The sequence below is a fragment of the Lysobacter sp. CA196 genome, from assembly GCF_052078695.1.
Lineage (GTDB): Bacteria > Pseudomonadota > Gammaproteobacteria > Xanthomonadales > Xanthomonadaceae > Lysobacter.
This window is the reverse complement of record NZ_JBQJIN010000018.1, coordinates 77,951-100,634: the sequence shown is the minus strand read 5'-3', so window position 1 is coordinate 100,634 and position 22,684 is coordinate 77,951. Positions and strand designations below refer to the sequence as shown.

The 22,684-nt window shown below is 67.4% G+C and carries 25 protein-coding genes and 1 pseudogene; 9 read left to right on the top strand and 17 right to left on the bottom strand.

The features are described from left to right. Window positions 1–987 precede the first annotated feature (987 nt). From ACTOWK_RS16120 to ACTOWK_RS16100, 5 genes are all read right to left on the bottom strand, one after another. Complete coding sequence (locus ACTOWK_RS16120) at window positions 988–1,461, bottom strand: hypothetical protein (RefSeq protein WP_441331129.1); 474 nt, start codon at window positions 1,459–1,461, stop codon at window positions 988–990. A gap of 292 nt (window positions 1,462–1,753) precedes the next feature. Then, window positions 1,754–2,014: a cell division topological specificity factor MinE gene (gene minE / locus ACTOWK_RS16115; RefSeq protein ID WP_441331128.1), complete on the bottom strand. Its 261-nt coding sequence runs from the start codon at window positions 2,012–2,014 to the stop codon at window positions 1,754–1,756. 4 nt (window positions 2,015–2,018) lie between these two features. Next, window positions 2,019–2,828, bottom strand: coding sequence for a septum site-determining protein MinD (gene minD / locus ACTOWK_RS16110; protein ID WP_441331127.1), 810 nt, complete (start codon window positions 2,826–2,828; stop codon window positions 2,019–2,021). Window positions 2,829–2,853: 25 nt separating this feature from the next. After that, a complete protein-coding gene (minC, locus tag ACTOWK_RS16105) occupies window positions 2,854–3,642 on the bottom strand; it encodes a septum site-determining protein MinC (RefSeq protein WP_441331133.1) in 789 nt (262 codons plus the stop codon). A gap of 2 nt (window positions 3,643–3,644) precedes the next feature. Further along, the gene (locus ACTOWK_RS16100) at window positions 3,645–4,265 is read right to left on the bottom strand and encodes a GNAT family N-acetyltransferase (protein ID WP_441331126.1); all 621 of its coding nucleotides are present in this window, start codon (window positions 4,263–4,265) and stop codon (window positions 3,645–3,647) included. Between the two features lie 142 nt (window positions 4,266–4,407). Here ACTOWK_RS16100 and ACTOWK_RS16095 point away from each other — a divergent pair, with 142 nt between their 5' ends. From ACTOWK_RS16095 to ACTOWK_RS16075, 5 genes are all read left to right on the top strand, one after another. After that, entirely contained in the window at window positions 4,408–5,610 is a 1,203-nt protein-coding gene (locus tag ACTOWK_RS16095; protein WP_441331125.1) for a sensor histidine kinase, read from the top strand. After that, window positions 5,607–6,260, top strand: coding sequence for a response regulator (locus ACTOWK_RS16090; RefSeq protein WP_031374136.1), 654 nt, complete (start codon window positions 5,607–5,609; stop codon window positions 6,258–6,260). Before ACTOWK_RS16095 ends, ACTOWK_RS16090 begins: the two co-directional genes overlap by 4 nt. Before the next feature lie 369 nt (window positions 6,261–6,629). Then, a complete protein-coding gene (locus ACTOWK_RS16085; RefSeq protein ID WP_441331124.1) occupies window positions 6,630–7,721 on the top strand; it encodes an SRPBCC family protein in 1,092 nt (363 codons plus the stop codon). 1,327 nt (window positions 7,722–9,048) lie between these two features. After that, complete coding sequence (locus ACTOWK_RS16080; RefSeq protein WP_441331123.1) at window positions 9,049–9,438, top strand: DUF423 domain-containing protein; 390 nt, start codon at window positions 9,049–9,051, stop codon at window positions 9,436–9,438. Window position 9,439: 1 nt separating this feature from the next. Then, window positions 9,440–10,129 (top strand): DNA-3-methyladenine glycosylase family protein, encoded by a 690-nt coding sequence (locus ACTOWK_RS16075; RefSeq protein WP_441331122.1) that lies wholly within the window; start codon window positions 9,440–9,442, stop codon window positions 10,127–10,129. 33 nt (window positions 10,130–10,162) lie between these two features. Here the strand turns inward: ACTOWK_RS16075 and ACTOWK_RS16070 are convergent, their stop codons facing one another. From ACTOWK_RS16070 to ACTOWK_RS16045, 6 genes are all read right to left on the bottom strand, one after another. After that, on the bottom strand, window positions 10,163–10,972 hold the full coding sequence (locus ACTOWK_RS16070; RefSeq protein ID WP_441331121.1) for a M15 family metallopeptidase: 810 nt from the start codon (window positions 10,970–10,972) through the stop codon (window positions 10,163–10,165). Between the two features lie 85 nt (window positions 10,973–11,057). Next, window positions 11,058–11,237, bottom strand: coding sequence for a hypothetical protein (locus tag ACTOWK_RS16065; RefSeq protein WP_057918687.1), 180 nt, complete (start codon window positions 11,235–11,237; stop codon window positions 11,058–11,060). Beyond that, entirely contained in the window at window positions 11,234–11,416 is a 183-nt protein-coding gene (locus tag ACTOWK_RS16060) for an Arc family DNA-binding protein (RefSeq protein WP_441331120.1), read from the bottom strand. The genes ACTOWK_RS16065 and ACTOWK_RS16060 overlap by 4 nt, the downstream gene beginning before the upstream one ends. After that, the gene (locus tag ACTOWK_RS16055) at window positions 11,413–11,781 is read right to left on the bottom strand and encodes a hypothetical protein (RefSeq protein WP_441331119.1); all 369 of its coding nucleotides are present in this window, start codon (window positions 11,779–11,781) and stop codon (window positions 11,413–11,415) included. The genes ACTOWK_RS16060 and ACTOWK_RS16055 overlap by 4 nt, the downstream gene beginning before the upstream one ends. A gap of 10 nt (window positions 11,782–11,791) precedes the next feature. Next, window positions 11,792–12,655: an SPFH domain-containing protein gene (locus ACTOWK_RS16050; RefSeq protein ID WP_441331118.1), complete on the bottom strand. Its 864-nt coding sequence runs from the start codon at window positions 12,653–12,655 to the stop codon at window positions 11,792–11,794. Between the two features lie 163 nt (window positions 12,656–12,818). After that, window positions 12,819–13,799: a hypothetical protein gene (locus ACTOWK_RS16045; protein ID WP_441331117.1), complete on the bottom strand. Its 981-nt coding sequence runs from the start codon at window positions 13,797–13,799 to the stop codon at window positions 12,819–12,821. A 108-nt stretch (window positions 13,800–13,907) separates the two neighbouring features. On the opposite strand from ACTOWK_RS16045, the gene purT reads away from it, so the two are divergent. The 3 genes from purT to ACTOWK_RS16030 all read left to right on the top strand — a co-directional run bounded on the left by purT (window position 13,908) and on the right by ACTOWK_RS16030 (window position 16,048). Further along, a complete protein-coding gene (purT, locus tag ACTOWK_RS16040; RefSeq protein ID WP_441331116.1) occupies window positions 13,908–15,107 on the top strand; it encodes a formate-dependent phosphoribosylglycinamide formyltransferase in 1,200 nt (399 codons plus the stop codon). Between the two features lie 81 nt (window positions 15,108–15,188). Further along, the gene (locus ACTOWK_RS16035; protein WP_441331115.1) at window positions 15,189–15,596 is read left to right on the top strand and encodes a hypothetical protein; all 408 of its coding nucleotides are present in this window, start codon (window positions 15,189–15,191) and stop codon (window positions 15,594–15,596) included. Between the two features lie 92 nt (window positions 15,597–15,688). Continuing rightward, complete coding sequence (locus ACTOWK_RS16030; RefSeq protein WP_441331114.1) at window positions 15,689–16,048, top strand: ADP-ribosylation/crystallin J1; 360 nt, start codon at window positions 15,689–15,691, stop codon at window positions 16,046–16,048. Between the two features lie 90 nt (window positions 16,049–16,138). On the opposite strand, the gene ACTOWK_RS16025 is transcribed toward ACTOWK_RS16030, so the two are convergent. The 4 genes from ACTOWK_RS16025 to ACTOWK_RS16010 all read right to left on the bottom strand — a co-directional run bounded on the left by ACTOWK_RS16025 (window position 16,139) and on the right by ACTOWK_RS16010 (window position 19,383). Next, window positions 16,139–16,591: a hypothetical protein gene (locus ACTOWK_RS16025; protein WP_441331113.1), complete on the bottom strand. Its 453-nt coding sequence runs from the start codon at window positions 16,589–16,591 to the stop codon at window positions 16,139–16,141. Window positions 16,592–16,642: 51 nt separating this feature from the next. After that, window positions 16,643–17,896, bottom strand: coding sequence for an endonuclease/exonuclease/phosphatase family protein (locus ACTOWK_RS16020; RefSeq protein WP_441331112.1), 1,254 nt, complete (start codon window positions 17,894–17,896; stop codon window positions 16,643–16,645). 188 nt (window positions 17,897–18,084) lie between these two features. After that, window positions 18,085–18,501: a hypothetical protein gene (locus tag ACTOWK_RS16015; protein WP_441331111.1), complete on the bottom strand. Its 417-nt coding sequence runs from the start codon at window positions 18,499–18,501 to the stop codon at window positions 18,085–18,087. A gap of 126 nt (window positions 18,502–18,627) precedes the next feature. Further along, window positions 18,628–19,383 (bottom strand): arginyltransferase, encoded by a 756-nt coding sequence (locus tag ACTOWK_RS16010; RefSeq protein ID WP_441331110.1) that lies wholly within the window; start codon window positions 19,381–19,383, stop codon window positions 18,628–18,630. Window positions 19,384–19,524: 141 nt separating this feature from the next. Here ACTOWK_RS16010 and ACTOWK_RS16005 point away from each other — a divergent pair, with 141 nt between their 5' ends. Further along, a complete protein-coding gene (locus ACTOWK_RS16005; protein ID WP_441331109.1) occupies window positions 19,525–20,154 on the top strand; it encodes an EF-hand domain-containing protein in 630 nt (209 codons plus the stop codon). Between the two features lie 620 nt (window positions 20,155–20,774). Here ACTOWK_RS16005 and ACTOWK_RS16000 read toward each other — a convergent pair. Both ACTOWK_RS16000 and ACTOWK_RS15995 read right to left on the bottom strand, forming a co-directional pair. After that, window positions 20,775–21,545: pseudogene (locus tag ACTOWK_RS16000) on the bottom strand (RNA polymerase sigma factor); the annotation flags it as partial. Between the two features lie 264 nt (window positions 21,546–21,809). Next, on the bottom strand, window positions 21,810–22,661 hold the full coding sequence (locus tag ACTOWK_RS15995; RefSeq protein WP_441331108.1) for a hypothetical protein: 852 nt from the start codon (window positions 22,659–22,661) through the stop codon (window positions 21,810–21,812). Window positions 22,662–22,684: the final 23 nt, after the last annotated feature.

The following is a 22,684-nucleotide window of genomic DNA, read 5'->3' as shown; positions in this document are numbered from 1 at the left end:
TGGCGGACCCAGGCCATGATGGCGCCGCGCTCTTCGGGACTCAGGTGGGTGTAGTGGTGGCCCATGTGCAGAACCCTTCGGTGGGTGATGCACTTAAGCTTAGAGACCGCCTAACCAAAGAAGTTGCATTGTTTTGAATCACCAGCCCGCACGAGCGGTGCATACGCAGGGATCTACATACGGGACATCCCTGTCCCGATGAAAAACGGCGCGCATCCCTACGCGCCGCCCTCCGGGTCTTCGATTGCCTTCGCTAGTGCTCGGCTGCGCACAGCAACAGCAACCGCTGCGTCGGCTCGTTTGGGGCGTTGGGGTAGGAACGGCGCAAGCCGCGACCGCGAATCTGCGGCTACCAGCGCGGGCGATCGGGGTTGCGTGGTCGCGGCTTGCGCCGCTCCTACCCAAGAGCAGCAACGACCATTGCCGTTGCGGTTGCTTGGCGAAGTACCGAACTCGCGATGCAACCGAAGACCCGTAGGGCGGCGCACAGGACGTGCGCCGTTTTTCGATAGGACAGGCATGTCTTATCGAAAAATCCCGGCGCAAGCTGTGTACTCGCAGGGGAGCTCCGTCAAGGAAGGCCTCCCTTTGGTTAGCTTTGACCGAAGGAACTCCCTGTGGGACTTTTGGGCCAGCAAAAGAAAGTAACCCGGCCGCGTCAGCGGACGGAAGCTTTGCTCTTGCTTGAAGGCTGCGCCGGAGGCCGCGAGAGCGCGGTCGCGACTTATGACCGCAGGAAATCCCTGTGGGACGTCGCTCCTACAGGAGGCTGCGGTTGGCAACGCCGCGAGGTCGATGTGGCGCGGTCGCGACTTGCGTCGCTCCTACCCTGGGCTGCGGACGTCGGCGGCGCGTGATTGAGGCGGCGCGGTCGCGACTGATGTCGCTCCCACAGGGGACTGTGGATATGGCGCCCGGAGGCCATACCGAGGCCGCAAGGCTCGCGAGAAAACGTGCCGACGGCACGCCTAGACGATGCCGCGGCCGTTACACCGCTAACACCCGCTCCGGCAGCCGCACCAATCCGCGCTCGGCCAGCCATTGCCACGAGCTTTCGGCGTCCTGCTCGACGTAGGCGCGCGCCGAGCCCAGGCGGAAGCTGTAGCCCCAGGCGTCCATGTCTTCGAAGATGCGTTCGCGGCTGGCGCCGGGAATGGCGTCGCCGAGCAGGCATTGCAGCACGCACACGGCGTCCTCTTCCTGGATCGAGTCGGTGGCGTCGGTGTGGACCTCGGCGCGGCGCTCGGGCGGCAGGACGATCAGGTGCGCGGCTTCGTGCAGCAGGGAATGCAGCGGGGTGTCGCCGCGGGCGTACACGGTGCTGCCGATCAGGCCGGCTTCGGTGTCGCCCCAGTAGCTGCCCGGAATCGGCTCGCCGTCGTCGACGCGCTGCAGGCGCAGGTCGTAGCGCGCGAGCAGGGTGGCGACGTCGTCGAAGGCGAGATGGGACAGGGTCAGCATGGGGCGGAACGCTTTGGGAGGGGGGCGCTCGGAACTTTGCCGATTGCCGCCAGTACGAGTGGCGAGTAACTAGCAGCGAGTAGCGAGGAACGAGTAGCTGCGGGGGCAGTGGCGGCGGGCGGGCGCGACGCGGCTCGTGCCGGCGCGACCGGGGGCATCCGTCGGGCATGCATCTCGCTGCGGTTATGCGGCGATGGCGGGCCGGATTCGCGGCCCGGCAGGGTCGGCTTGCGCCGTCCTGCAGAGCGCGTCGGCAAGTCCGCGGCCGGGAGGCCGGCCGCGTCGCGTGGGCTCAGGCCTGAGCCGGGTTTTCCGGCAGGGCGACCGAGATGTCGAGGACCTTGTTGTCGCCATCGCCGATCAGGTCGACCTTGACCGATTCGGCGTCGACGTTGACGTACTTGCGGATCACCTCGAGCAATTCGCGCTGCAGCATCGGCAGATAGTCGGGGCCGCCCCGGCCGGCACGCTCGTGGGCGACGATGATCCGCAAACGGTCCTTGGCGACCGATGCGGTCTGCTTCTTGGCCAGCAGGAAGTCGAACAGACCCATAAGCTCAGCCTCCGAAGATCTTGCTGAAGAAGCCCTTCTTTTCCACTTGCGTGAAGCGCATCGGTCGGGTGTCGCCGAGCAGGCGGGCGACGGCGTCGTCGTAGGCCTGGGCGGCGTCGGATTCGGTTTCCAGGATCACCGGCTCGCCCTTGTTGGAGGCATTGAGCACGTCGCCGGATTCCGGGATCACGCCGATGGTCTTGAGGCCGAGGATTTCTTCGACGTCGCCGATGCTGAGCATCTCGCCGCCTTCCACGCGCTTGGGGCTGTAACGGGTCAGCAGCAGGTGTTCCTTGACCCGCTCGCCGTTCTCGGCGCGGCGGGTCTTGGACGACAGCAGTCCCAGGATGCGGTCGGAGTCGCGCACCGAGGAGACTTCCGGGTTGACCACGACCACCGCCTGGTCGGCGAAGTACATCGCCAGGAAGGCGCCCTTCTCGATACCGGCTGGGGAGTCGCAGACGATGTAGTCGAAGCCTTCGGCGGTGATGTCCTCGAGGACCTTCTGCACGCCTTCCTTGGTCAGCGCGTCTTTGTCGCGGGTCTGCGACGCGGCCAGGATGTAGAGGTTGTCGAAACGCTTGTCCTTGATCAACGCCTGCTTGAGGTTGGCTTCGCCGTTGACGACGTTGACGAAGTCGTAAACGACGCGGCGTTCGCAGCCCATGATCAGGTCGAGATTGCGCAGGCCGACGTCGAAGTCGATCACGGCGACCTTGTGGCCGCGACGGGCGAGCCCGCAGGAAAGGCTGGCGCTGGTGGTGGTCTTGCCGACACCGCCCTTGCCCGAAGTGACTACGATGATTTCGGTCAAAACTCGTTCCTCCAATGGTGCGGCTTCAATCCAGAGCCGCAATTTTGATTTGTTCGTCTTCCAGCCAGATCTGCACGGCCTTGCCGCGCAGTTCCTTCGGGATGTCTTCAAGCACCTTGTAATGGCCCGCGATCGCGACGAGTTCGGCATGGAACTCGCGACAGAAGATGCGGGCTTTTTCGTTGCCCTGTGCGCCGGCCAGCGCGCGACCGCGCAGCGGGCCGTAGATGTGGACCGAGCCGTCGGCGATCACTTCCGCACCGGCGCCGACCGTGGTCAGCACGGTCAGGTCGCGGTTGTCGGCGTAGATCTGCTGGCCCGAGCGCACCGGGGCGGACTGGATCATGCCCACCGAGGCGGCCGGGGCGGCAGGCGCCGTGGCGGCCGCGCGCGAGCGGGCGGGTTCGGGGGCCGGAGCGGCCGCCGGGGCCTCGCGGCGCGGTGGCGGTGGGGCGGCTTCCGGGGCCGCGCCGTCGGCGCGCTCGTAGGAGGCGCGGAACTTGGCCAGCAGCGGCAGGCCCAGGGCCTGGGCCAGGCGATCGGTCTCGTTGGTGCCGTAGGCCAGGGCCACCGGCAGCACGCCGGCGGCGCGCAGGCCGTCGAGCAGGGCCTGGGCGGTGCCGGTGTCCGGGGTCTGGCTGAGACCGCCGAAATCGATCACCACCGCGGCCCGGCCGAACATGTTCGGGGCGCGCTGGACCCGGCTGCGCATCTCCTCGACCAGGCGTTCGACGTCGAGGGTGCGGATGCGCAGGTTGGCGATGCCGACCTGGCCGATCTTGAGTTCGCCGGCCTGTTCGTAATCCACGGCCACGTTCACAGGCCGGTCCCGGTCGGGCGCGGCGCCTGGGCGGCGAGCTGACCGTGCTGGACCGGTACCCGTGGACGGGCCAGCCAGCTGACCTCGGGCAGGGCGTCGCCGTAGGTCTCGCGGACCCAGGCATAGCTGCACAGGGGTTTCATGAGCATGGCCGCGCGCACGCCGGCCTCTTCCATGACGTGCTGGCCGACCTCGCGGAAGCCGAAGCTGCCGTGGAACAGCAGCGCCGGGTCGTTGCCGCCTTCGAGGAAGACCTCGCAGGCCAGCTGGGGATAGCGCAGTTCGGCGTAGCTCTGGGCGTCGGCGTAGAAAGCGCGGCCGACACCGCCGCCACGGCGCCTGCTGGCGACGACAATACGGTCGATATAGAAGAAATCCGGATAACGCTCGCGAAACCAGCGGAAATTGCTGCTGTCGTGGTCGCTGCGGGCACCAATGCCGATCAGGAATCCGGCCAGGGTGCCGTCACGTTCGGCGACGCGGAAATATTCGGCGGTGTCGAAAAAATGACGCAGTCGGGCCGCATCCAGCGGCAGGATTGCGGGCCCGGCGGCATTGTTGAGGGCAAGGACGGAATCCAGCTCGTGCTCTCGCACGTCGCGGACAACGATCGACATTCCACGCTCCAAGTATTCAAAAGCCGGCACGCGTTCCGTGTCGGCGTCCCGATTATCGCATGGCGGTCGGTCCCGGGGCGAACGCCAAGTGCATGACTTCTGGACGGCTCCGGCGGGTCCCCCATACCGTTAGCATGCATTCATGCTGGCCCGCCTGACCCATACCCAATTAATGCGTTTCGCCGGGCTGTTCACCTGGGGCATGGCCGGCTGCTGGCTGATCACCGCGTGGCTGGAACCGGAGGCCGTGACCTCGCTGCCCGGCAGCGGCGAGCACCCGTACTACGTGCTGGTCCTGCGCTGGTTGGCGGTCTACCTGACCTTCGGGGTGGTGTACTGGTGGATCACCCGGTCGCTGGGCGAGCGTCGTTCAGGCCTGCTGGACTACCTGCAGCTGCTGGTGCTCGGCGGCTGCGCGATCGGCATCAGCTATTACTCCGCCTCCGGCCTGGGCAGCGTCCTGCTGATGGTCCTGGCGGGGCTGCTGCCGTGGATGGTGCCGCTGCGGATCGGCGTGATCGGGCTGATGGTCCTCAACCTGGTCATCATCCCGGTGTTCATCGAGGCGGTGCAGATGCCGCCGTTGATCGCGGTGCTGCAATCGCTGCTGTACACCGGGTTTTCCGGTTTCGTGTTCCTGACCGCCCTGGTCGCCAAGCAGCAGACCCAGGCGCGCGAAGACCAGCGCCGGCTCAACGCCGAACTGCGCGCGACCCGCGCCCTGCTGGCCGAGAGCGCGCGCATCAACGAGCGCACCCGCATCTCGCGCGAGCTGCACGACCTGCTCGGCCATCACCTGACCGCGCTGAGCCTGAACCTGGAAGTCGCCGGCCACCTCTCCGAGGGGCGGGTCAAGGAGCACGTCCAGCAGGCGCATACTCTGGCCAGGCTGCTGCTGACCGACGTGCGCGAAGCGGTGAGCCAGTTGCGCGAGAACGGCGCCATCGACCTGGCCCTGGCCCTGCGCCCGCTGGCCGAAAACGTACCGGCGCTGGATATCCGCATGGACATCGAGACGCCGCTCACCCTCGACGACCCGGAGCGCGCCCACGTGCTGTTGCGTTGCACCCAGGAGATCGTCACCAACACCGTGCGCCATGCCGGCGCACAGCATCTGTGGATCGACGTGCGCCGCAGCGGCGACGACATCGTCATGAGCGCGCGCGACGACGGTCGCGGCGCCGATCACCTGGTCACCGGCAACGGCCTGCGCGGCATGCGCGAGCGCCTGCAGCAGTACGGCGGCCAGCTTCGAATCGAAACCCGTGCGGATGCCGGCTTCTGCCTGCAACTGACTCTGCCCGCCACCGCGGCCGCCATGGCCCGCGAAGGAGCTTTGACATGATTCCCAACCCCATCCGCGTCCTGCTGGTCGACGACCAGACCCTGGTCCGCCAGGGCGTGCGCTCCCTGCTGGCCCTGGCCGAGGGCATCGAGGTCGTGGCCGAAGCCGGCGACGGCCGCCAGGCCGTCGAGATCATTCCGACCGTGCGCCCTGACGTGGTCCTGATGGACATGCGCATGCCGGTGATGTCGGGCCTGGAGGCGCTGCAGGCCTTGGCCCGTTCGGGCTATCTGCCGCCGACCATCATCCTGACCACCTTCGACGACGACCAACTGGTCCTGGCCGGGCTCAAGGCCGGCGCCAAGGGCTATCTGCTCAAGGACGTATCGCTGGAGCAACTGGTCGGCGCGATCCAGGCCGTGGCCGACGGCGGTTCGCTGGTTCAGCCGGCGGTAACCCAGCGGCTGCTGTCGGGCCTGGAACACATGCGCAACGATTTCGTCAGCCTGGACCGGCCCGACCCGCTGACCGAGCGCGAGACCGAGATCCTGCGCCTGATGGCCGGCGGCTTTTCCAACAAGGAGATCGCCAACTCGCTGGGCGTGGCCGAAGGCACGATCAAGAACCACGTCTCCAACATTCTGTCGAAGCTCGGCGTGCGCGACCGCACCCGCGCGGTGCTCAAGGCCTTCGAGCTGCAGTTGGTCTGAGCCTCGGCGCCGAGGCCCCGCGCAGAACACTGCGCGCGCGGGCATTCGGCGCGATCGACGCGCGCCGTGCCGGTCCCGGCCGGCGCGTTGGTGTGCTGTGCGATTGACTGCAGTTGCGCATCGGCATGCCGGTGAGGGCTGGGGCATACCCACGCGAATGTGGCGGCTTGGCGGCGAAAAGCCGACTGTTTCCAGGCTTTTCGCCGCGCATTGCCGGGTGCGGCGCGGCCTCGGTCCGGTGCCGGGCGCGGTGCAGGATGCGGCTCATCGATTTTCTTGCCTGTGATGGCTGCCCTTGCCGGGATTTATCTTGCTACGATTGTGGGTCTGCGCCCCGGCCCGATCCGGGCCCGGCCCTGGAGAACCTGAATGACCCGTCTGATCGAGATTTTGATTTCACTGGCGATCGTCGCCGTGCTGTTTCTGGTTGTCGGCGTGGTTTTGCCGTCGAGCCGCCATCTGTCGCACTCGGTTGAGACCAACCGCAAGCTGACCATCGTGTTCGACACGTTGAACAGCGTGCGTCGCTTCAAGGATTGGAACCCGCTGGTGCTGCGCGACCCGGCCATGGAGGTCAAGCTGACCGGCAAGGATGAGGGCGTGGGTGCCCGCCTGGAGTACTCGTCCAAGGAACGCGGCCTGGGCAAGGGCAGCTGGGAAATCGTCAGCAGCGAGCCGGGCAAGTCGGTCGGCTACAAGATCGTCAACGAGGAGCGCGGCGACAACAAGCGCACCGAGTTCAAGCTGCGTCCGACCGGCAAGAACAACCGCAACGTCGAGATCACCCAGACCTACGACGTCGACTACGGCTGGAACCTGCTCGGCCGTTACTCCGGCATGTACGTCAGCAGCAACGTCGGCGAAGACATCAAGATGGGTCTGGCGCGCCTGAGCAACATGCTGGCGACCGTCCCGAACTACGACTATTCGAAGCTGTCCGAAGCCGACCCGGCCAATGCGCCGAAGGTCCTCGACCGTCCGGCCGAGAACGTGCTCAGCGTGACCGCCGCGGTCGCGCGCGACAACGAGAAGATCAAGTCGCAGATCCACTCCAACATGGAATGGATCAAGAAGGTCATCGCCGCCAACGGCCTCGAAGCGGTCGGTCCGATCCGCGTGGTGACCAACGAGTTCGGCAGCGAGACCTATTCGTTCGACGTGGTGCAGGTGGTGCGCAAGATCGGCGACACCAGCACCGAAGCGAGCAAGCTCGACGTCAAGATCGAAGGCGCAGGCAACCCGGTCAAGGCCGAGCTGCTGCCGGCCAGCAAGGTCGTCGTCGCTTCGAGCGGCGGCCACAACATGGCCGCGCTGGCTCCGGTCCGCGACGCCGTCCGCGCCTGGGCGCTGACCCGCGGTTACACCACGACCGAGCGTCCGTACGAAGCCTGGAAGGCCGGCATCGACCAGAGCTTCGACCCGGCCCTGGGTCAGTTCGACGTGTACTGGCCGATCAAGTAATACCGAGCACGGTGTCCGCTGCGGCGGACCCGCGATCGACGAAAACGCGCCGCGGCTTCCGCGGCGCGTTTTTTTGTGGGCGTTTATCTGCCAGGGCCTTGGCCTTAGGGGGAGGAGCGGCGTCCCACAGGGATTTCCTCCGGTCACAAGCCGCGACCCAGGGACGCACAGAGCCCGCAACACCTTCGTCATTCATCGAAGGCGGAAATTGTCGCCGGGCTAGGAGCCTCGTCCCCCAGGGAGTTTGCCGCTGTCACAAGTCGGGACTGCGAATCTCAGGTAGCGCTGCATCTTTCGTAGACGTGTCGCCTCAAGATCGTCCGCTGCCGCTGCCGCTGCCGCTGCCGTTTGCCGTTGCTTTTGCTGTTGCTGTGCGCCGTCGCGCACTAGCGAAGGCCATAGAAGACCCGAAGGGCGGCGCGCAGGGATGCGCGCCGTTTTTCATCGGGACAGGGATGTCCCGTATGTAGATCCCTGCGGGTGCACCGCTCATGCGGGCCTGTGATTCAAAACAAAGCAACTTCTTTGGTTAGCTTTCTTTTGTTGCTTTAGACAAAAGAAAGTAACCCGCCGCTTTAGTGGCGGAAGCTCTTGGCGTTTGATCTGGATCTAGATCTTGCTTGAGCGAGGCGCTGCGAGACCGACGCAGCGCGGTCGCGGCTTGCGCCGCTCCTACCCTTAGAAGCTGCGACCACGACGCCTCAGCCTCGTCGTTTCTGGCTGGAGCCAGGGTAGGAGCGACGCAAGTCGCGACCACGCCCTGTCGGCCTGCGGCGCAGCCTTCAAGCAAGAGCAAAGCTTCCGCCCGCTGACGCGGCCGGGTTACTTTCTTTTGCTAAGCCCAAAAGTCCCACAGGGAGTTCCTTCGGTCAAAGGTAACCAAAGAAAAGGGCTCTCCTTGCAAGGGCACAAGCCCGCACGATCGATGCCGACGCAGGGATGCTCCATACAGGCCATCCATGGCCTGCTTGCGCACGGCCCGCATCCCTGCGGGCCGCCCTACGGGTCTTCAATTGACCGGCAAAGCGACAAAGCAGATCAAAATCTCAACAACGACAACGACAACGACAACGACAACGACAACGACAACAGCAACAGCAACAGCAACGACAACAGCAACGACAACAGCAACGACAACAGCAACAGCCCCGCATCGGATGCGAACCCAGCCGACTCAGCACGGCCGAACCCATCTCCTAAGACCCCAGCACCCCAATCGCAACATCCGCACAGCCACGCCCGCGCCACCATCAGGCTCGGCTGCTATCGTGCTCGTCCGGCGGCGCAGGCTTGGCGTCTGTCGCCCGGCACTGAGGTTCCCGAACCCATGAATTCTTCCTCGCGCGAACTTTCTTCATCGGCATCCGCATCCGGAGGGGCGCGTGCGCTCGCCGCGGGCGGCGCGGTGCTCGCCGCTTTGGCGGTGGCCTTGTCGGCGTATGCCGCGCATGTCGCCGACCCGACCGCGCAGTCGCGCTTGCAGACGGCGGCGGTGTTCGCGTTCGGTCATGGGGTGGCCTTGGCCGCACTGGCGCCGCTCGCTCGGGGTTTGCTCGCGCGGGTCGCGCTGTCGGCCTTGCTGGTCGGTGTGTTGGTGTTTTCCGGCGGGCTGGCAGCGGCGTATTTCTTCGGCGCTTCGACCCGTCTGCTGCCTTACGGCGGCAGCCTGATGATCCTGGCGTGGCTGGTCTACGCCGCCGATGCGTTGAGGCGTTGAGATGCCGCGACATGTCCGGGGGTTCGACGCCGAAGCCGCGCACGCTTATCTGAGCAAGCGCGATCGCAAGCTCGGCGCATGGATGAAGAAGGTCGATCGGCTGGAGAACGGGCCGATCCCGACCGATCCGCGTTGGCGCCAGCGCTTCGACCCGGTCGATGCGCTGGCGCGGGCGATCCTGTTCCAGCAGCTCAGCGGCAAGGCCGCCTCGACCATCGTCGGCCGGGTCGAAGCGGCGATCGACAGCGACCGCTTGCATTACGACACCCTCGGCCGTTGCGACGACGCGGCGCTGCGCGCTTGCGGCGTGTCCGGCAACAAGCTGCTGGCGCTGCGCGATCTGTCGGCGCGCGAGTCGCGCGGCGAAATCCCCGATCTGCGGCGCATGGCGACGATGGACAACGACGCGATCATCGCCGCGCTCGTGCCGATCCGCGGCATCGGCCGCTGGACGGTCGAGATGATGCTGATGTTCCGCCTCGGCCGTCCCGACATCCTGCCGATCGACGACCTGGGCATCCGCAAGGGCGCGCAGCGTGTCGACAAGCTCGACGAAATGCCGCCGCCGAAGGCCTTGGCCGAACTCGGCGAACGCTGGGGGCCGTATCGCAGTTACGCCAGCCTGTACCTGTGGCGGATCGCGGATTTTTCCGAAGTCGCCAAGCCCAGGACCAACCGCTCGCAGGATTGAGCGGCGCTCAGGCCGTCGGGGGCGCTACGACGCTTAGAAAGAAGGCGGTTGGTAACGCCAGTGCCACGGCTCGTAAACGATGCCGTGCGGGTTATTGCGCGGATAGCTCATGACATAGCCGTAGCCACCGGCGTTGGCGTGCAGCCAGGCGAAGGCGGGGGTGTGTTCGAAGGATTCTTCGGCCGGCGGTTCGCCGGGCGTGCCGATGTCGAGGGCGAGGCCGCTGTGGTGTTCGCTGTAGCCCGGCGCGGCGTTGACGGTGAGGATCTCGTCGACGCGCAGGCCGCGCGCGAGTTTGCGCTCGAAAATGCCGAGTTGGTAATGATGGCTGCGATAGCCGGAGATGGCATCGAGGACGACGCCGTCGCGCAGGGCGGCCTGATGCAGATGAGTCCAGGCGCGTGCGGCGCCGGGATGCAGCCACAGCGGCCTGCGGAAGCGGTCGACGCCGGCGTAGGCGAGGCGGTCAGGTTCGGCGATCAGAGCCAGGCCGGTGCGCGCTTCGTAGCCGTCGCAGTCCAACCCGAGTGCGAACAGGCGCTCTTCGATCCGGTCCAGCGGCAGTTCGCCGATCCGCAACAGTCCCTCGCGGCGGTATTCGACGATGGTGTCGAGCGCATCCAGGGCGAGGTCGATGCCGTCTTCGTGGATCAGCCGCGGGACCAGCGGCAACAGGCCTTCGGGCAGGTCGGCGGCGAGGAAACGGCCGTCGCGCTTGCGCCGCAGCACGTGCCGCGCACGCGACAGCGCGCGCGCGTCGTGGTTGCTGCGTGCGCGCAACAGGCCGCCCGGCCAGAGTTCGATCTCGGGCGTATTGATCAGGAGGTGGCCGTGGCCGCGCATGCGCTCAGATTAGCCGGCGAGGGCGCGTCGCGCCACGTTTGCGGACGGCGCGACGGACGCATCCATCGTCATGCCGGAGCCCGCATCAAGCCGGCTGCTTGAAATACAGGCGGGTGCCGAGAATGCTCGGGTCGTGTTCGACCGATACCAGCTCCCAACCCTGTTCGCCGCGGGTGTCGAGTTCTTCCTGGATGCGCTGCCGCATCGGCGACTCGAACAATTGATAGGTCAGCTCGACGACTTGATGTTTCCACTTCTGGGTCATGGGTCTTCCTCGGGAGTCGGGGTGTCCTGGCGCGCCAGCCGGCCATTCTTGCGCAAGGCGTCGCGCAGGACATATTCGATCTGGGCGTTGAGCGAACGCAACTCGTCGTCGGCCCAGCGCTGCACGGCGGCGAGCACCTCGGCGTTGATGCGCAGCGGATAGGCCTTTTTTTCGCTCACCGTCGGCGCGTCCGTTCATCGCCGCCGGGGCGGTCGCGATAGCTGCGGCGCGCGGCGCTGATCGCCAGGATCAGGGCGACGGCGAGGCCGTTGACCGCGAGCAGCAGGGACACTACGACCACGGCGATGCGGCCTTCGTTGGCGCCGGCCCAGTAGAAGCCGGCGCCGCCGAGCAGCATGGCCACGCCGGTCGTCGCCAGCAGGCGGGCCAATTTCGCCGCGGTGCGGGCCGGGTCGGGCAGGCGCGAGGCGTCCAGGCCGTTGATCAGGCGCAGGTTGCCGCGTGCGACCAGCACCGCCGAAACCAGGATCGGCGCGGCGCTGACCGCCATCGCGATGGGGACGAGGTAGTCGTGGATCGTCATCGAAGCCCGCTCAGTACAAGCTGCCGGCGTTGACGATCGGCTGTGCGCCGCGGTCGCCGCACAGCACCACCAACAGGTTGCTGACCATGTGCGCCTTGCGCTCTTCGTCCAGTTGCACGACGCCGTTCTTCTGCAGCTCGGCCAGGGCCATTTCGACCATGCCGACGGCGCCGGCGACGATCCGCGTGCGCGCGGCGATCACCGCGTTGGCCTGTTGGCGCTGCAGCATGGCGTGGGCGATCTCGGGCGCGTAGGCGAGGTGGCTGATGCGCGCGTCGATCACGTTGACGCCGGCGTCGGCGAGTCGGTCCTGCAACTCTTGCTGGAGGTGCAGCGATATCTCGGCGGCATGGCTGCGCAGCGACAACTGGCCGTCTTCGTGCTGGTCGTAGGGGTAGCTGGTGGCCATCGCGCGCAGCGCCGACTCGGACTGGATGTGCACGAAGGTTTCGTAGTCGTCGACGTTGTAGACCGCTTCGGCCGAATCCACTACCTGCCAGACGATCACCGCGGCGATTTCGATCGGGCTGCCGTCGAGCTCGTTGACCTTGAGCTTGCCGCTTTCGAAGTTGCGCACGCGCTGGCTGACCTTGCGCTTGGCGTAGAGCGGGTTGTTCCAGCGCAAGCCGTTGTCCTTGACCGTGCCGATGTACTTGCCGAACAGGCTCAGCACCGCGGCCTGGTTGGGCTCGATCTTGTACAGGCCCGACAGGCCGAAGAAGGCGAGGGCGCCGATCAGGATCGAGAGAATTACGCTGGTCCCGTTTTCGCTGGTGAGGCCGCCGAGGAAGACGTAGGCGCCGACCGCGCCGAGGCCGAGGCTGCCCAGCAGGACCGGTATGCCGGAGAGGGATTGGGTGGGGTTCTCTTTCATGGCGTCGGCTCGGTCGTTGTCTGAATACATTGATATCAGATTGATATCAGATCCGGGCGACCGATCGTCGGGAAGCGTGACGCCGGCGATGTTGCGCCAGGGGGCGATCGCCAACAGGTCGCGCCTCACCCCGGCAGGCAGCGGCAGCGCAACGCCAACCCCCTCAGGGCGTGATTCGGTACAGCGGCGCCGGGATGAATTCGCCGGTGGCGTAGAGGCTGCGGCCGTCGGCGGACCAGCCCAGGGCTTCGGCCTGCGGCAGCCAGGGCAGGTCGCTGACCCGGGGCTGGGCGGCGACGGCCTGGGCCCAGCTCTGGCGCGGCTGGAGCGGGTACAGCAGCAGGTAGCGGTAGGTCATCACCGCCAGGGTGTTGCCGTCGGGGGAAATGTCGGCGGCGGTGACCTGGCTCTGCAGCTTGGCCCGGGTCGGGTTGTTGCGGCGCAACTGCGCATCGGGCTCGGGGATGCCGGCCAGGCCGCCGAGCCGGGTCGCAGTCTGCAGGGCGTTACCGGCCGGCATCAGCGGCAGCGAGAACAGTTCCGGCGGCTGGCGCTTCTTGGAAATCAGCAGGACTTGCTTGCGCGCGATGTCGACCGCGACCGCTTCGCAATCGCGGGCGCCGTCGGGCCAACGGAAGGCGATCGACCAGGCCGGCTTGAGCCGCGCGTTTTCGATCTTGGCCGGCTCTTCGATCACATGCAGTTGCAGGCTGCGGCGCAGGCCGCCGTTGTCGCCGGTGTCGGCGATCAGCAGGTATTGGCGGCCGTCGAGTTCGAACGCGGCGATGTCTTCCCAGTCGGTCTTGGTGACGCCTTCGATGCGTAGGGTCGCCAAGCGGTCGCCGTTGTCGGCGACCGCGAACAGGCGCTCGGGGTTGCCGCCGTCGTCGTGCATCCACAGCACGCCGGGATGGCGGCGCGAGGCCGCCAAGCCGCTGATCTCCGACAACTGCGGGTCGAGCATCATCCCGGCCACCTGGCTGCTGCCGTGCGCGGGCGCCTCGGGCTCGCCCGAGCAGGCCGCGAGCAGCGTCGCCGCAAGCAGCAGCGCCAGCCGCCGCGCCGCGCGAGGGCGGCGGGCGTGGCTGGACTGCGGTGCGGGGGCGACGGCGCGCGACGCGGGCCGAGGACGGGCGAAGGGCATGGCCACAGCATCGCATGGGCGATGCGCGCCGCCATAGTCCGGCGCCGCGGCTATCGCGCGGAAAGTTAGACTAGGCTCATCCACCCCATGGTTTTACGAGGATTCCGCATGACCACGCTCGGCACGCCGCTGTCCCCGCACGCTTTCCGCGTGCTCCTGCTCGGTTCGGGCGAGCTCGGCAAGGAAGTGGCGATCGAGCTGCAGCGGTTCGGGGTCGAGGTGATCGCGGCCGACCGTTACGCCAACGCGCCGGCGATGCAGGTCGCCCATCGCAGCCACGTCCTCGACATGCTCGACGGCCAGGCCATCCGCGACTTGATCGCGGCCGAGCGGCCGCAACTGATCGTGCCGGAAATCGAGGCCATCCATACCCAGACCCTGGTCGAACTGGAGCAGGAATTCGCCGCGCGCGGCAGCGACACCCGGATCATCCCGACCGCACGCGCGGCACGCCTGACCATGGACCGCGAAGGCATTCGCCGCCTGGCCGCGGAGACCCTGCAACTGTCGACTTCGCCCTACCGTTTCGTCGACACCGTCGAGGACTATCGCGCCGCGGTCGCCGAACTCGGCCTGCCGTGCGTGATCAAGCCGGTGATGTCGTCCTCGGGCAAGGGCCAGAGCCTGGTGCGCAGCGCCGACGCCGTCGACGCCGCCTGGGACTACGCCCAGACCGGCGGCCGCGCCGGTGCCGGCCGCGTCATCGTCGAAGGTTTCATCGACTTCGAATACGAAATCACTTTGTTGACCGTGCGCCACGCCGCCGGCACCACCTTCTGCGCACCGATCGGCCACCTGCAGCGCGATGGCGACTACCGCGAAAGCTGGCAGCCGCAGGCGATGGCGCCGGTGGCGCTGGCACGCGCGCAGGAAATCGCGCGCACCATCACCGACGACCTCGGCGGTTACGGCGTGTTCGGTGTCGAGTTGTTCGTCAAGGGCGACGCGGTATGGTTCAGCGAGGTCTCGCCGCGCCCGCACGACACCGGGCTGGTCACCTTGATCTCGCAGGACCTCAGCGAGTTCGCCCTGCATGCGCGTGCGATCCTCGGCCTGCCGATCCCGACCATCCGCGAGTTCGGCGCGTCGGCCTCGTGCGCGGTGCTCGCGCAAGGCCACGGTGTGCCGGTGTTCTCCGGCGTCGACGCCGCCCTGGGCCAGGTCGATACCCAGTTGCGCCTGTTCGGCAAGCCGCGGGTCGAAGGCCAGCGCCGGGTCGCGGTGACGCTCGCGCTCGGCCAGGACGTCGACGATGCGCGCGCGAAGGCGCGCGAGGCCGCCGCGCAACTGCAGGTTGAATTGCGCTGATCGCCGCGCGCGATCACGATGATCGGATCGGCGCGGTTTCGCCATCTCACCACCGCAGCACCGCGTTTTCACGGGAGCGCCATGAACGAGTCACAGGGCTACGCCGTATTTTTCTTCCCGCAGGCGCTCGAAGCGCTCGGCGAAGCCATCCGCCCCTACCTGCTCGACGGCCCGGCCGGCGCGCACGTGCTGTGCCGCGAAATCGACACCGGCGGTGCGTTCATCGAGATGACTCTCGAAGGCCGCGGTTCCGACGGCCGCGACCTGTCGCTGGAGCTGATGGTGCCCGGCAACATGGTGCGCATGATCGTTTCCGCGCACGGCGAAGGCGCGTTCGGTTTCGGCCCGCGCGTGGTGCGCACCGCGCCGGCCCCGAGCATCGCGGCCGAGGCCGCGCCGGTCGCCCCGGTGCCGGTCACCGTGCCCGAGCCCGCCCCGGCGGTGCCCGACGCGCCGCCGCCGGTGACGGCGAAGGACAAGCCGGAGTAATCGCGCGAACGCCGCGTCCGGATACATGCGCTCGTGAATTCGCACAGCAGCCAAGATCGGGTGCCGAGCATGGCGCCGACAGGAGGTCAGCCATGAGCAAGAGCGACACCATCACCTTGTATCGTCCGGTCGGGCCCGAAGAACTCGCATTGCTGCGCAAGAGCGGCTTCAAGCGTTGGCCGCCGCGGTTGCCGGAGCAGCCGATCTTCTACCCGGTCAGCAACGAGCGCTACGCTGCCGAGATCGCCGAGCGCTGGAACGTCAAGGACAGCGGCTACGGTGCGGTGACCCGGTTCCGGGTGCGCGCCGACTTCATGGCGCGCTATCCGCTGCAGAAGGTCGGCGGCGAGCACCACACCGAATGGTGGGTGCCGGCCGAGGAACTGGAGCAACTGAACGATCACATCGTCGGGACGATCGAGGTGATCCGGGAGTTTCACGCTACGGCTTGAGTCTCTGAAGTCGGTCGCCTGGGTATCTAGCCGCTCATGCACCTGCAGCTGTCATCTCCGCCTTCGCGGGGATGACGATGCCTTATCGCTTCAATCGCGTAGTTGGATGATGTGCACGGTCGCGTTCGGATAGCGGAGCCGGCCTATCTTGTGGGTCGCTGCGCAATCGATCGACGCTGCTTCGGGCGGAGGCCGCGCCTCCCATTCGATTCCATCGAAGTCATACGGGAACGGCACGCCGTTCGGATTGGCGGAATGCAGGTACACCGCATTGCTGCCGGTGTCCCCGCATAGCGTGGCCCAGCACTGCACAGGGAACGGCCGACTCCGCGCGAACGCCTCGAGGTCGAGCAGCAGGCGGTAGGTCAATTCGGCCACGCGCATCCGGTCTGACAGCGAACGGTTGCCGCGGCTCCGCCAATCGGCATGGGTGTGCCATAAATCGAAAAAATCGCTGTCGGCGAATTCGCCGAAAGACCGAGGGAGCCGGCGTCCGACGCGAGTCCAGTAAGCCTCCATGCGCTTGAGATAGCGACGGTCCATCGATTCGTTCTCCATCGCCGGCTTCAATCCACCAGCTTCAATCCGCCAGCTTCAATTCGCCAGATCCACCCACACCAGATGGTGGTCGCTGGCCTCGGAAATCTTGGCATCTGCCGTGCCCGGCTTCGGCCAGAACACGCCGGTGCCGCGCACGCTCCAGCCGCGCGAAGGCAGGGCGTAGTCCAGGCGCAGGGTACCGGCCTTGGGACCGAAGTCGCCGGTGTGTTCGGCGATGTCGCCCTTGCGCGGAAAGCCGTAGAACTTCGCGCGTTCGACCGCGCCTTCGCTGCGCGGCACCTGGCTCGCGTCGACCCGCGGATGTTCCAGCAGTTGCTTGATCGAGCCCGGCACGCCGTCGCCGTCGACCGGGTCGGCGTTCATGTCGCCGACGATGACGAAGCGCGCATCCTCGGCGAGGCCGCCGCAACGGCCCTGGTCGTCGCACAGCCAGGCCGGCGTGCCGCCGTCGAGGTAACGCGCCCACAGTTTGATTTCGTCGTGGTTGCGCGCGCCGTTGCGATCCTCGGGGCCATCGAACACTGGCGGCGTCGGATGCGCGGCGAGCAGATGCAACACGCCGAGCGGCGTGCGGACCGGCACGTCCCAGTGCGACTTCGACGACAGCCGCATCTGCGGCCACGCCGTCGCCGAATACCAGGGCTTGCCGGTGCCGGGATGACGCGGTTGGCGCGCACCGGGCAGGGCGCTCCACTTGAAAGTCTGGAAGCTGCGCACCGCGGCGGCGTCGATCGGATAGCGCGACAGCACCAGCATGCCGTATTGGCCGGGATGCATGCCGTAGCCCCAGGCGTCGTTGCCGCGCGCGCGGTCGCCGCGCTGGACGTCGCCTGTGAGCCCGTCGCCGTCGAGGTCCAGGCCGCTGGGCACGCCGGTGTTGACCGGGGCCAGATAGCGATAGGGATAACGCAGCGCCGCACCGCCGCCGTCCTGCGCCACTTCGAGGTAATCGCGTTGGAACAGGTCGGCCGCGCGCTGCTGCGCGTCGTAGTCGAATTCGTTGAGCAACACCAGGTCCGGACGCACCCGTTGCAGCACCGCGGCGATCTTGCGCGCATTGCCGTCGCCGGCTTCGAGGCGGCGGATCAGGCCGCCGTCGGCGTCGTCGTAGAGCGAGGTGTTGTAGGTCGCCACGCGCAAGGGCGCAGCGGCCGACGCGTCTGCCTGGTCGCGGACCCAGGCCTTGGGATCGCCGTGTACGTTCACCTGGGTGCAGGCCGTCATGAGCAGCGCGGCAAGGGCGGCGCCAGCGTGGAAGGGAAGTCGGGAGGCAGGGAATCGAAGCATGCGCGCATGATGGCATGGCCTCGCCGCGGCATCGTGACAGGCCCTGGCGGAATCGCGGGGCCTCGCGGTCGCCATCCGCGCATCGAATGCATCGGCCAGGGGCGCAAACAACGACGCCCCGGCGAACCGGGGCGTCGTGTCGAAACGAAGAGCGTGTTGCGAGGTGTTCGCTAGGTGTTCGCTAAGTGTTACAGGGTGCAGCCGAACGCGGCGTACTGAGCCTTGCTCTGGTCGAGCGCGGTCTTGCACGCGGTGGCCAGGCTGGCCTTGCCTTCCGGCGTGCCGGCGGCCTGCTTCCAGGCGCTGCGGCTCGTATCGATGCCGGTCTGGAACGCGGCGCGCTGGGCTTCCGGCACCTTCTCGGTCAAGCAGGCCGAGATCTTGTTGAGGTAATCGTCGCACTCGGGCACGCCGACGCTGTCGACGACAGCAGCGGCCGGTGCGGCAGCCGGATCGGTCGCAGCCGGAGCGGCGGCATCGGCCGGCGCGGTGGCGGCCGGCGCGTCGGCGGCCGGAGCGGCGTCGGCGGGCTTGTCGGCGGGCTTGTTGCAGGCGGCCAGCGCGAGGGTGATCGCGGCAGCCAGGAACAGGGTGTTCAATTTCATTGCGGACTCCATGTGGCGGTAAGTTGAATGGGTGGCGGCTTCATTGCCATGCCTTGAGCGGCGCCGTTCCCGCACGTCGTTGGTTACGACCGGGCTACGAAATACACGACCTGAACGAGACGAGTGTTACAAATGTGTAAAAACCCGCCAATCGCGACCATCGAAGGCCTCCAACGGACGAAAACGGCGCTTGTAGTCCATCTTCGGATGCCCGGCGATCCAATAACCGAGATAGAGATGGCTGCGGCGTTCGCGTCGGGCCCATTCGATCTGGCGCAGGATCGCCAGGGTGCCGAGGCTGCGGTCGGCCAGGTCGGGGTCGTAGAAGGTGTAGACCGCCGACAAGGCGTTATCGACCACGTCGGTGACGGCGACCGCGAGCAGGCGCCCATGGCCGCGCGGCGCGGGCTCGCGTAACTCCAGGAAGCGGTTTTCGCTCCAACTGCCGATCAGGAATTGGTCGAACTCGATCGCGCCGTGGCCGTCCATGCCGCCGCCGGCGTGGCGCGAGGCGAGGTAGCGCTTGTAGAGGTCGAGCTGTTCCTCGTTGCGTTCGGCCGGATGCACGCGCATCTCGACCTGCGCATTGCGCGCCAAACAGCGGCGCTGGCTACGGTCGGGCACGAACTGCTCGACCGGGATGCGCACCGCGACGCAGGCCCGGCAGCCGCTGCAATGCGGCCGGTAGACGATGTCGCCGGAGCGGCGGAAACCCCAGCCCAGCGCATGCGGGTACCAGTCGCGCAGGCGCGGGTCGCGCGGGTCCAGGACGAGGTCGCGGGCGACCCGCTCGGGCCAATAGCCGCAGGCGTGCTCGCCGGTGTGGAACAGGCGGAGGTCGTCGCTGTCCGGCTGCGGTTGCGTGCCCATGGCGGCCAGCATAGCGCTGCATCCGTGTGCTGCGCATGGGGTCCGGTCGCTGTCTTGCCACTGAACCGAGACGGAGGCTTGTCAACCGCCCCGGGCCGGGGGCGTTGATCCGGTCATCGGCGCCACCGTGGCGCCAACCGCAGGAGTCAACGCATGAACCGTTCCCCCCTTTACGCCGCCTTGTTCGCCGCGGTCGCGTTGGCCGGTACGGCCGTGGCTTCGCCCCCGGACGGCACGGCGACGCCGCGCGCGCACCTCAAGATCGACGCCAATCAGGACGGTGTGATCACGCGTGAGGAAGCGGCCAAGCACCCGCGCCTGGCCGAAAAGTTCGACAGTCTCGACAAGAACCGCGACGGCAAGCTCGACGCCAGCGAACGCCCGCAGCGTCGCGGCGGCCGCGAGCACGGCGGCGGTCATGGCGGCCACGGCGGCATCGCCGGGCTCGACAGCGACGGCGACGGCCGCATCAGCGCGGCCGAAGCGGCGAAGTCGCCGCGCATCGGCGAGTCCTTCGCCAAGATCGACCGCAACCGCGACGGTTATCTGGTGCGCAGCGAATTGCGCGCCTACCACGAGAGCGAGCGCCCGAAGCGCGAAGCCGAGCGCGCCAAGCGTTTCGACGAGCACTTCGCCGCCGCCGACCTCAACCGCGACGGCAAGCTCAGCAAGCTCGAAGTCGAAGAGAAGATGCCGCGCCTGGCGCGCAACTTCGCCTTTCTCGACGAGGACCGCGACGGCTTCCTGAGCAAGGCCGATCTCAAGCCGATGCCGCATCGCTGAACGTAGCGGACGGCTCGGTTCGGGCGGGACGCAGAAATAAAGGGCGCACTTCGGTGCGCCCTTTCGTTTTATCAGCGGTTCCGGTCGGAGTTGGTTTAGCCGAAGCGCCCGCCGGCCAGCAAGACGATCACGACTCCCGCCACCGCCAACAAGGAGCTCCAGGCGATCGCAGGCGGGCCCAGTACCCAGCGATACATCGCACTGTGGCGCGGATCGCGACCGGTTTCGCGACGGATGCGCTCAAAGCTCGGTGCCAACGCGCGTGGCATCGTGATCAGGAGTTGCCACAGCGATACCGCGATCATGAGCGCTGTCAATGCGATCGGCAGCATCCAGCCGCTGCCGAATTCCAGCGAGATCAGCAAGGGGATGGAGAGCGCGACGCAGGTGATAGAGATCAAACGCACCAAGCGGGCGATGCCGCGCCGCTCTTCGGCGGTCGCAGCGAACGAAAGCAGATAGCGGGCCATCAACGCCGTCGCTGCCGTGCCGCCGATGAAGCCGCCGATCAACGCACCGAGCGAATGACCGGCTCCGGCCGAGATCGCCGCCGAAATCGATGCCGTATCGAGCGGCGCACCGGTCACGACTTCCGACACCGGAGACAACACCCGTTCGACGACGAACATCGTCAGGCTGCCGACCACGCCACCGGAAGCGCTGGCGGTGCCCAGACCGCCGGCGCCGAACTTGCCGGCCAGGCCCGAACCGATCGAGCTGGCCGCGACCACCGCGGTGGTGGTGCCGGCCGGCGCGATCACGCCGAGCGCGCTGGCGACCATGGTGGTGAAACCGACCGAGGGCGCGCTGGCGCGGGCGAACACGGCGAAACGGTCGAGCAGCTCGCTGCGCACCGTGCTGCGCGCGCGCGACAGGCGCTTGCGCACGGCGGCGTCGCTGAGGCCCAGCAGGGCTGCGACCTGTTGCGAACTCTGGCCTTCGCGGTAATACAGCAACAGCACTTCGCGGCTTTCGTCGGGCAGGGCCGAGATCAGTTCGGCGGCGACTTCGGTGCGCTCGGCTTCGATCAGCCGTTCGACCGTGCTCGGTTCGGGATCGGCCGCGGCGGCGATCGCCGCTTCGACGTCGTCGACACCGCGCGGCAGGCGCTGGCGCGAGCGCAAATGATCGTTGGCCAGGTTGCGGGTGATCTGGCGCAACCAGGGCAGGAAGCTCGACGGGTTCTGCAGCTTGCGGATGTTCTGCCAGGCGCTGAGGAAGGCCTCCTGGGCGATGTCCTCGCTGGCGTGCACGTCGCGCACCATCGCCAGGGCGATCGAGGTGACCGAGTTCTGGCAGGCCGAGACGATGCGCGAGTAGGCAGCGCGGTCGCCGCCGGCCGCGGCCGGCAGGTCGTGGTCGATGATCGAATACAGGACTTCGGCGTTCATACGGCGCTCCGGGGCGGAGACGGACAGGTCGGCGCCCTGGACGACACCCGCAGGGCGTGCGGCGGGCGAGGGGCGGGCATCGGGCGGGCCAACATGAGGGGTCTCCGGGCAGCGGCATCGCGCGATGCCTGTCCCCCATGACGGTGCGCCGGCGGAAATGTGACCGCAGCGGTCGCAGATCCACGAGCGGCCGCCCGCAGGGCCCAGCGACGGCCCGGTGATTCGGTCTCGGGCGGTGCGGCCGGGCGGCTGGCCGGAGCGGCCTCAGCCCATCGCGCGGACGGTCTTGATCACCCGCACCACCGTCCACTTACCGGCGACCCGCTTGACCTCCAGGGTCTTGTAGACCGCCGCCTGACGATGGTGATAAGCGGTGTATTCGATGGTGCCGCTGTCGAGGGTCTTGGGCCGGAAGGCATGGACCTGGATCAACTCGGCCGGCTGGCCGTCGCGGGCGCGGCTGCCCTGGTCCTCGTCGGCGATTTCGACGCATTGGCTCATCGGCAGCAGGCGCAGGCCGGGACGGGCGAGGGCGGTCAGCAGCTTGCGCGGGGCATCGCGGCGGTCGATACGCAGGCATTGGGTCGGCTGGTCGGCCTCGGCCAATTGCTGGGCGAACACCGCGGCGGCCAGCGCATCGGGCACCGTGGCGACGCTGCCGTCGAACTTGTGTTTCTGCAGCGCGACTTCGGCGGCATCCACCGGCGGCGCGGCGGCCGGGCGGTTGCGCAGGTTATGGATCATCGCCAGGCCCAACACGATGGCGATGCACAGCAGCAGGCCGATCTTGATGCGGAAGGCGCGCTTCTGCCCGGGCGTGCGGGTCTGGTCGATGCGCGACTGGAACCGGAACGGCGCGTGGCTGGGCTCTTCGGCGCGGGTGCTGTCGATCAGCCCGGCTTCGCGCAGCAGGTCGCGCGCGCGCAGTTGGTCGCTGGAGCGCACCACCCACACCGCGGGGCGTTCGGCGCCCGGTTCGCTGTACTTGAAGCTGGAGCGGCGATTGCCCTTGTACGAACGGTCGTTGGTGACGCGCACTTCGATGCCGGCGTCGCGCAACAATTGCGCCACGCCCTCGACGTTTTCCAGACGCGGACTGCTGAAAACCTGCCTCATGTCAGTCCTTCGCCGGTACGTGA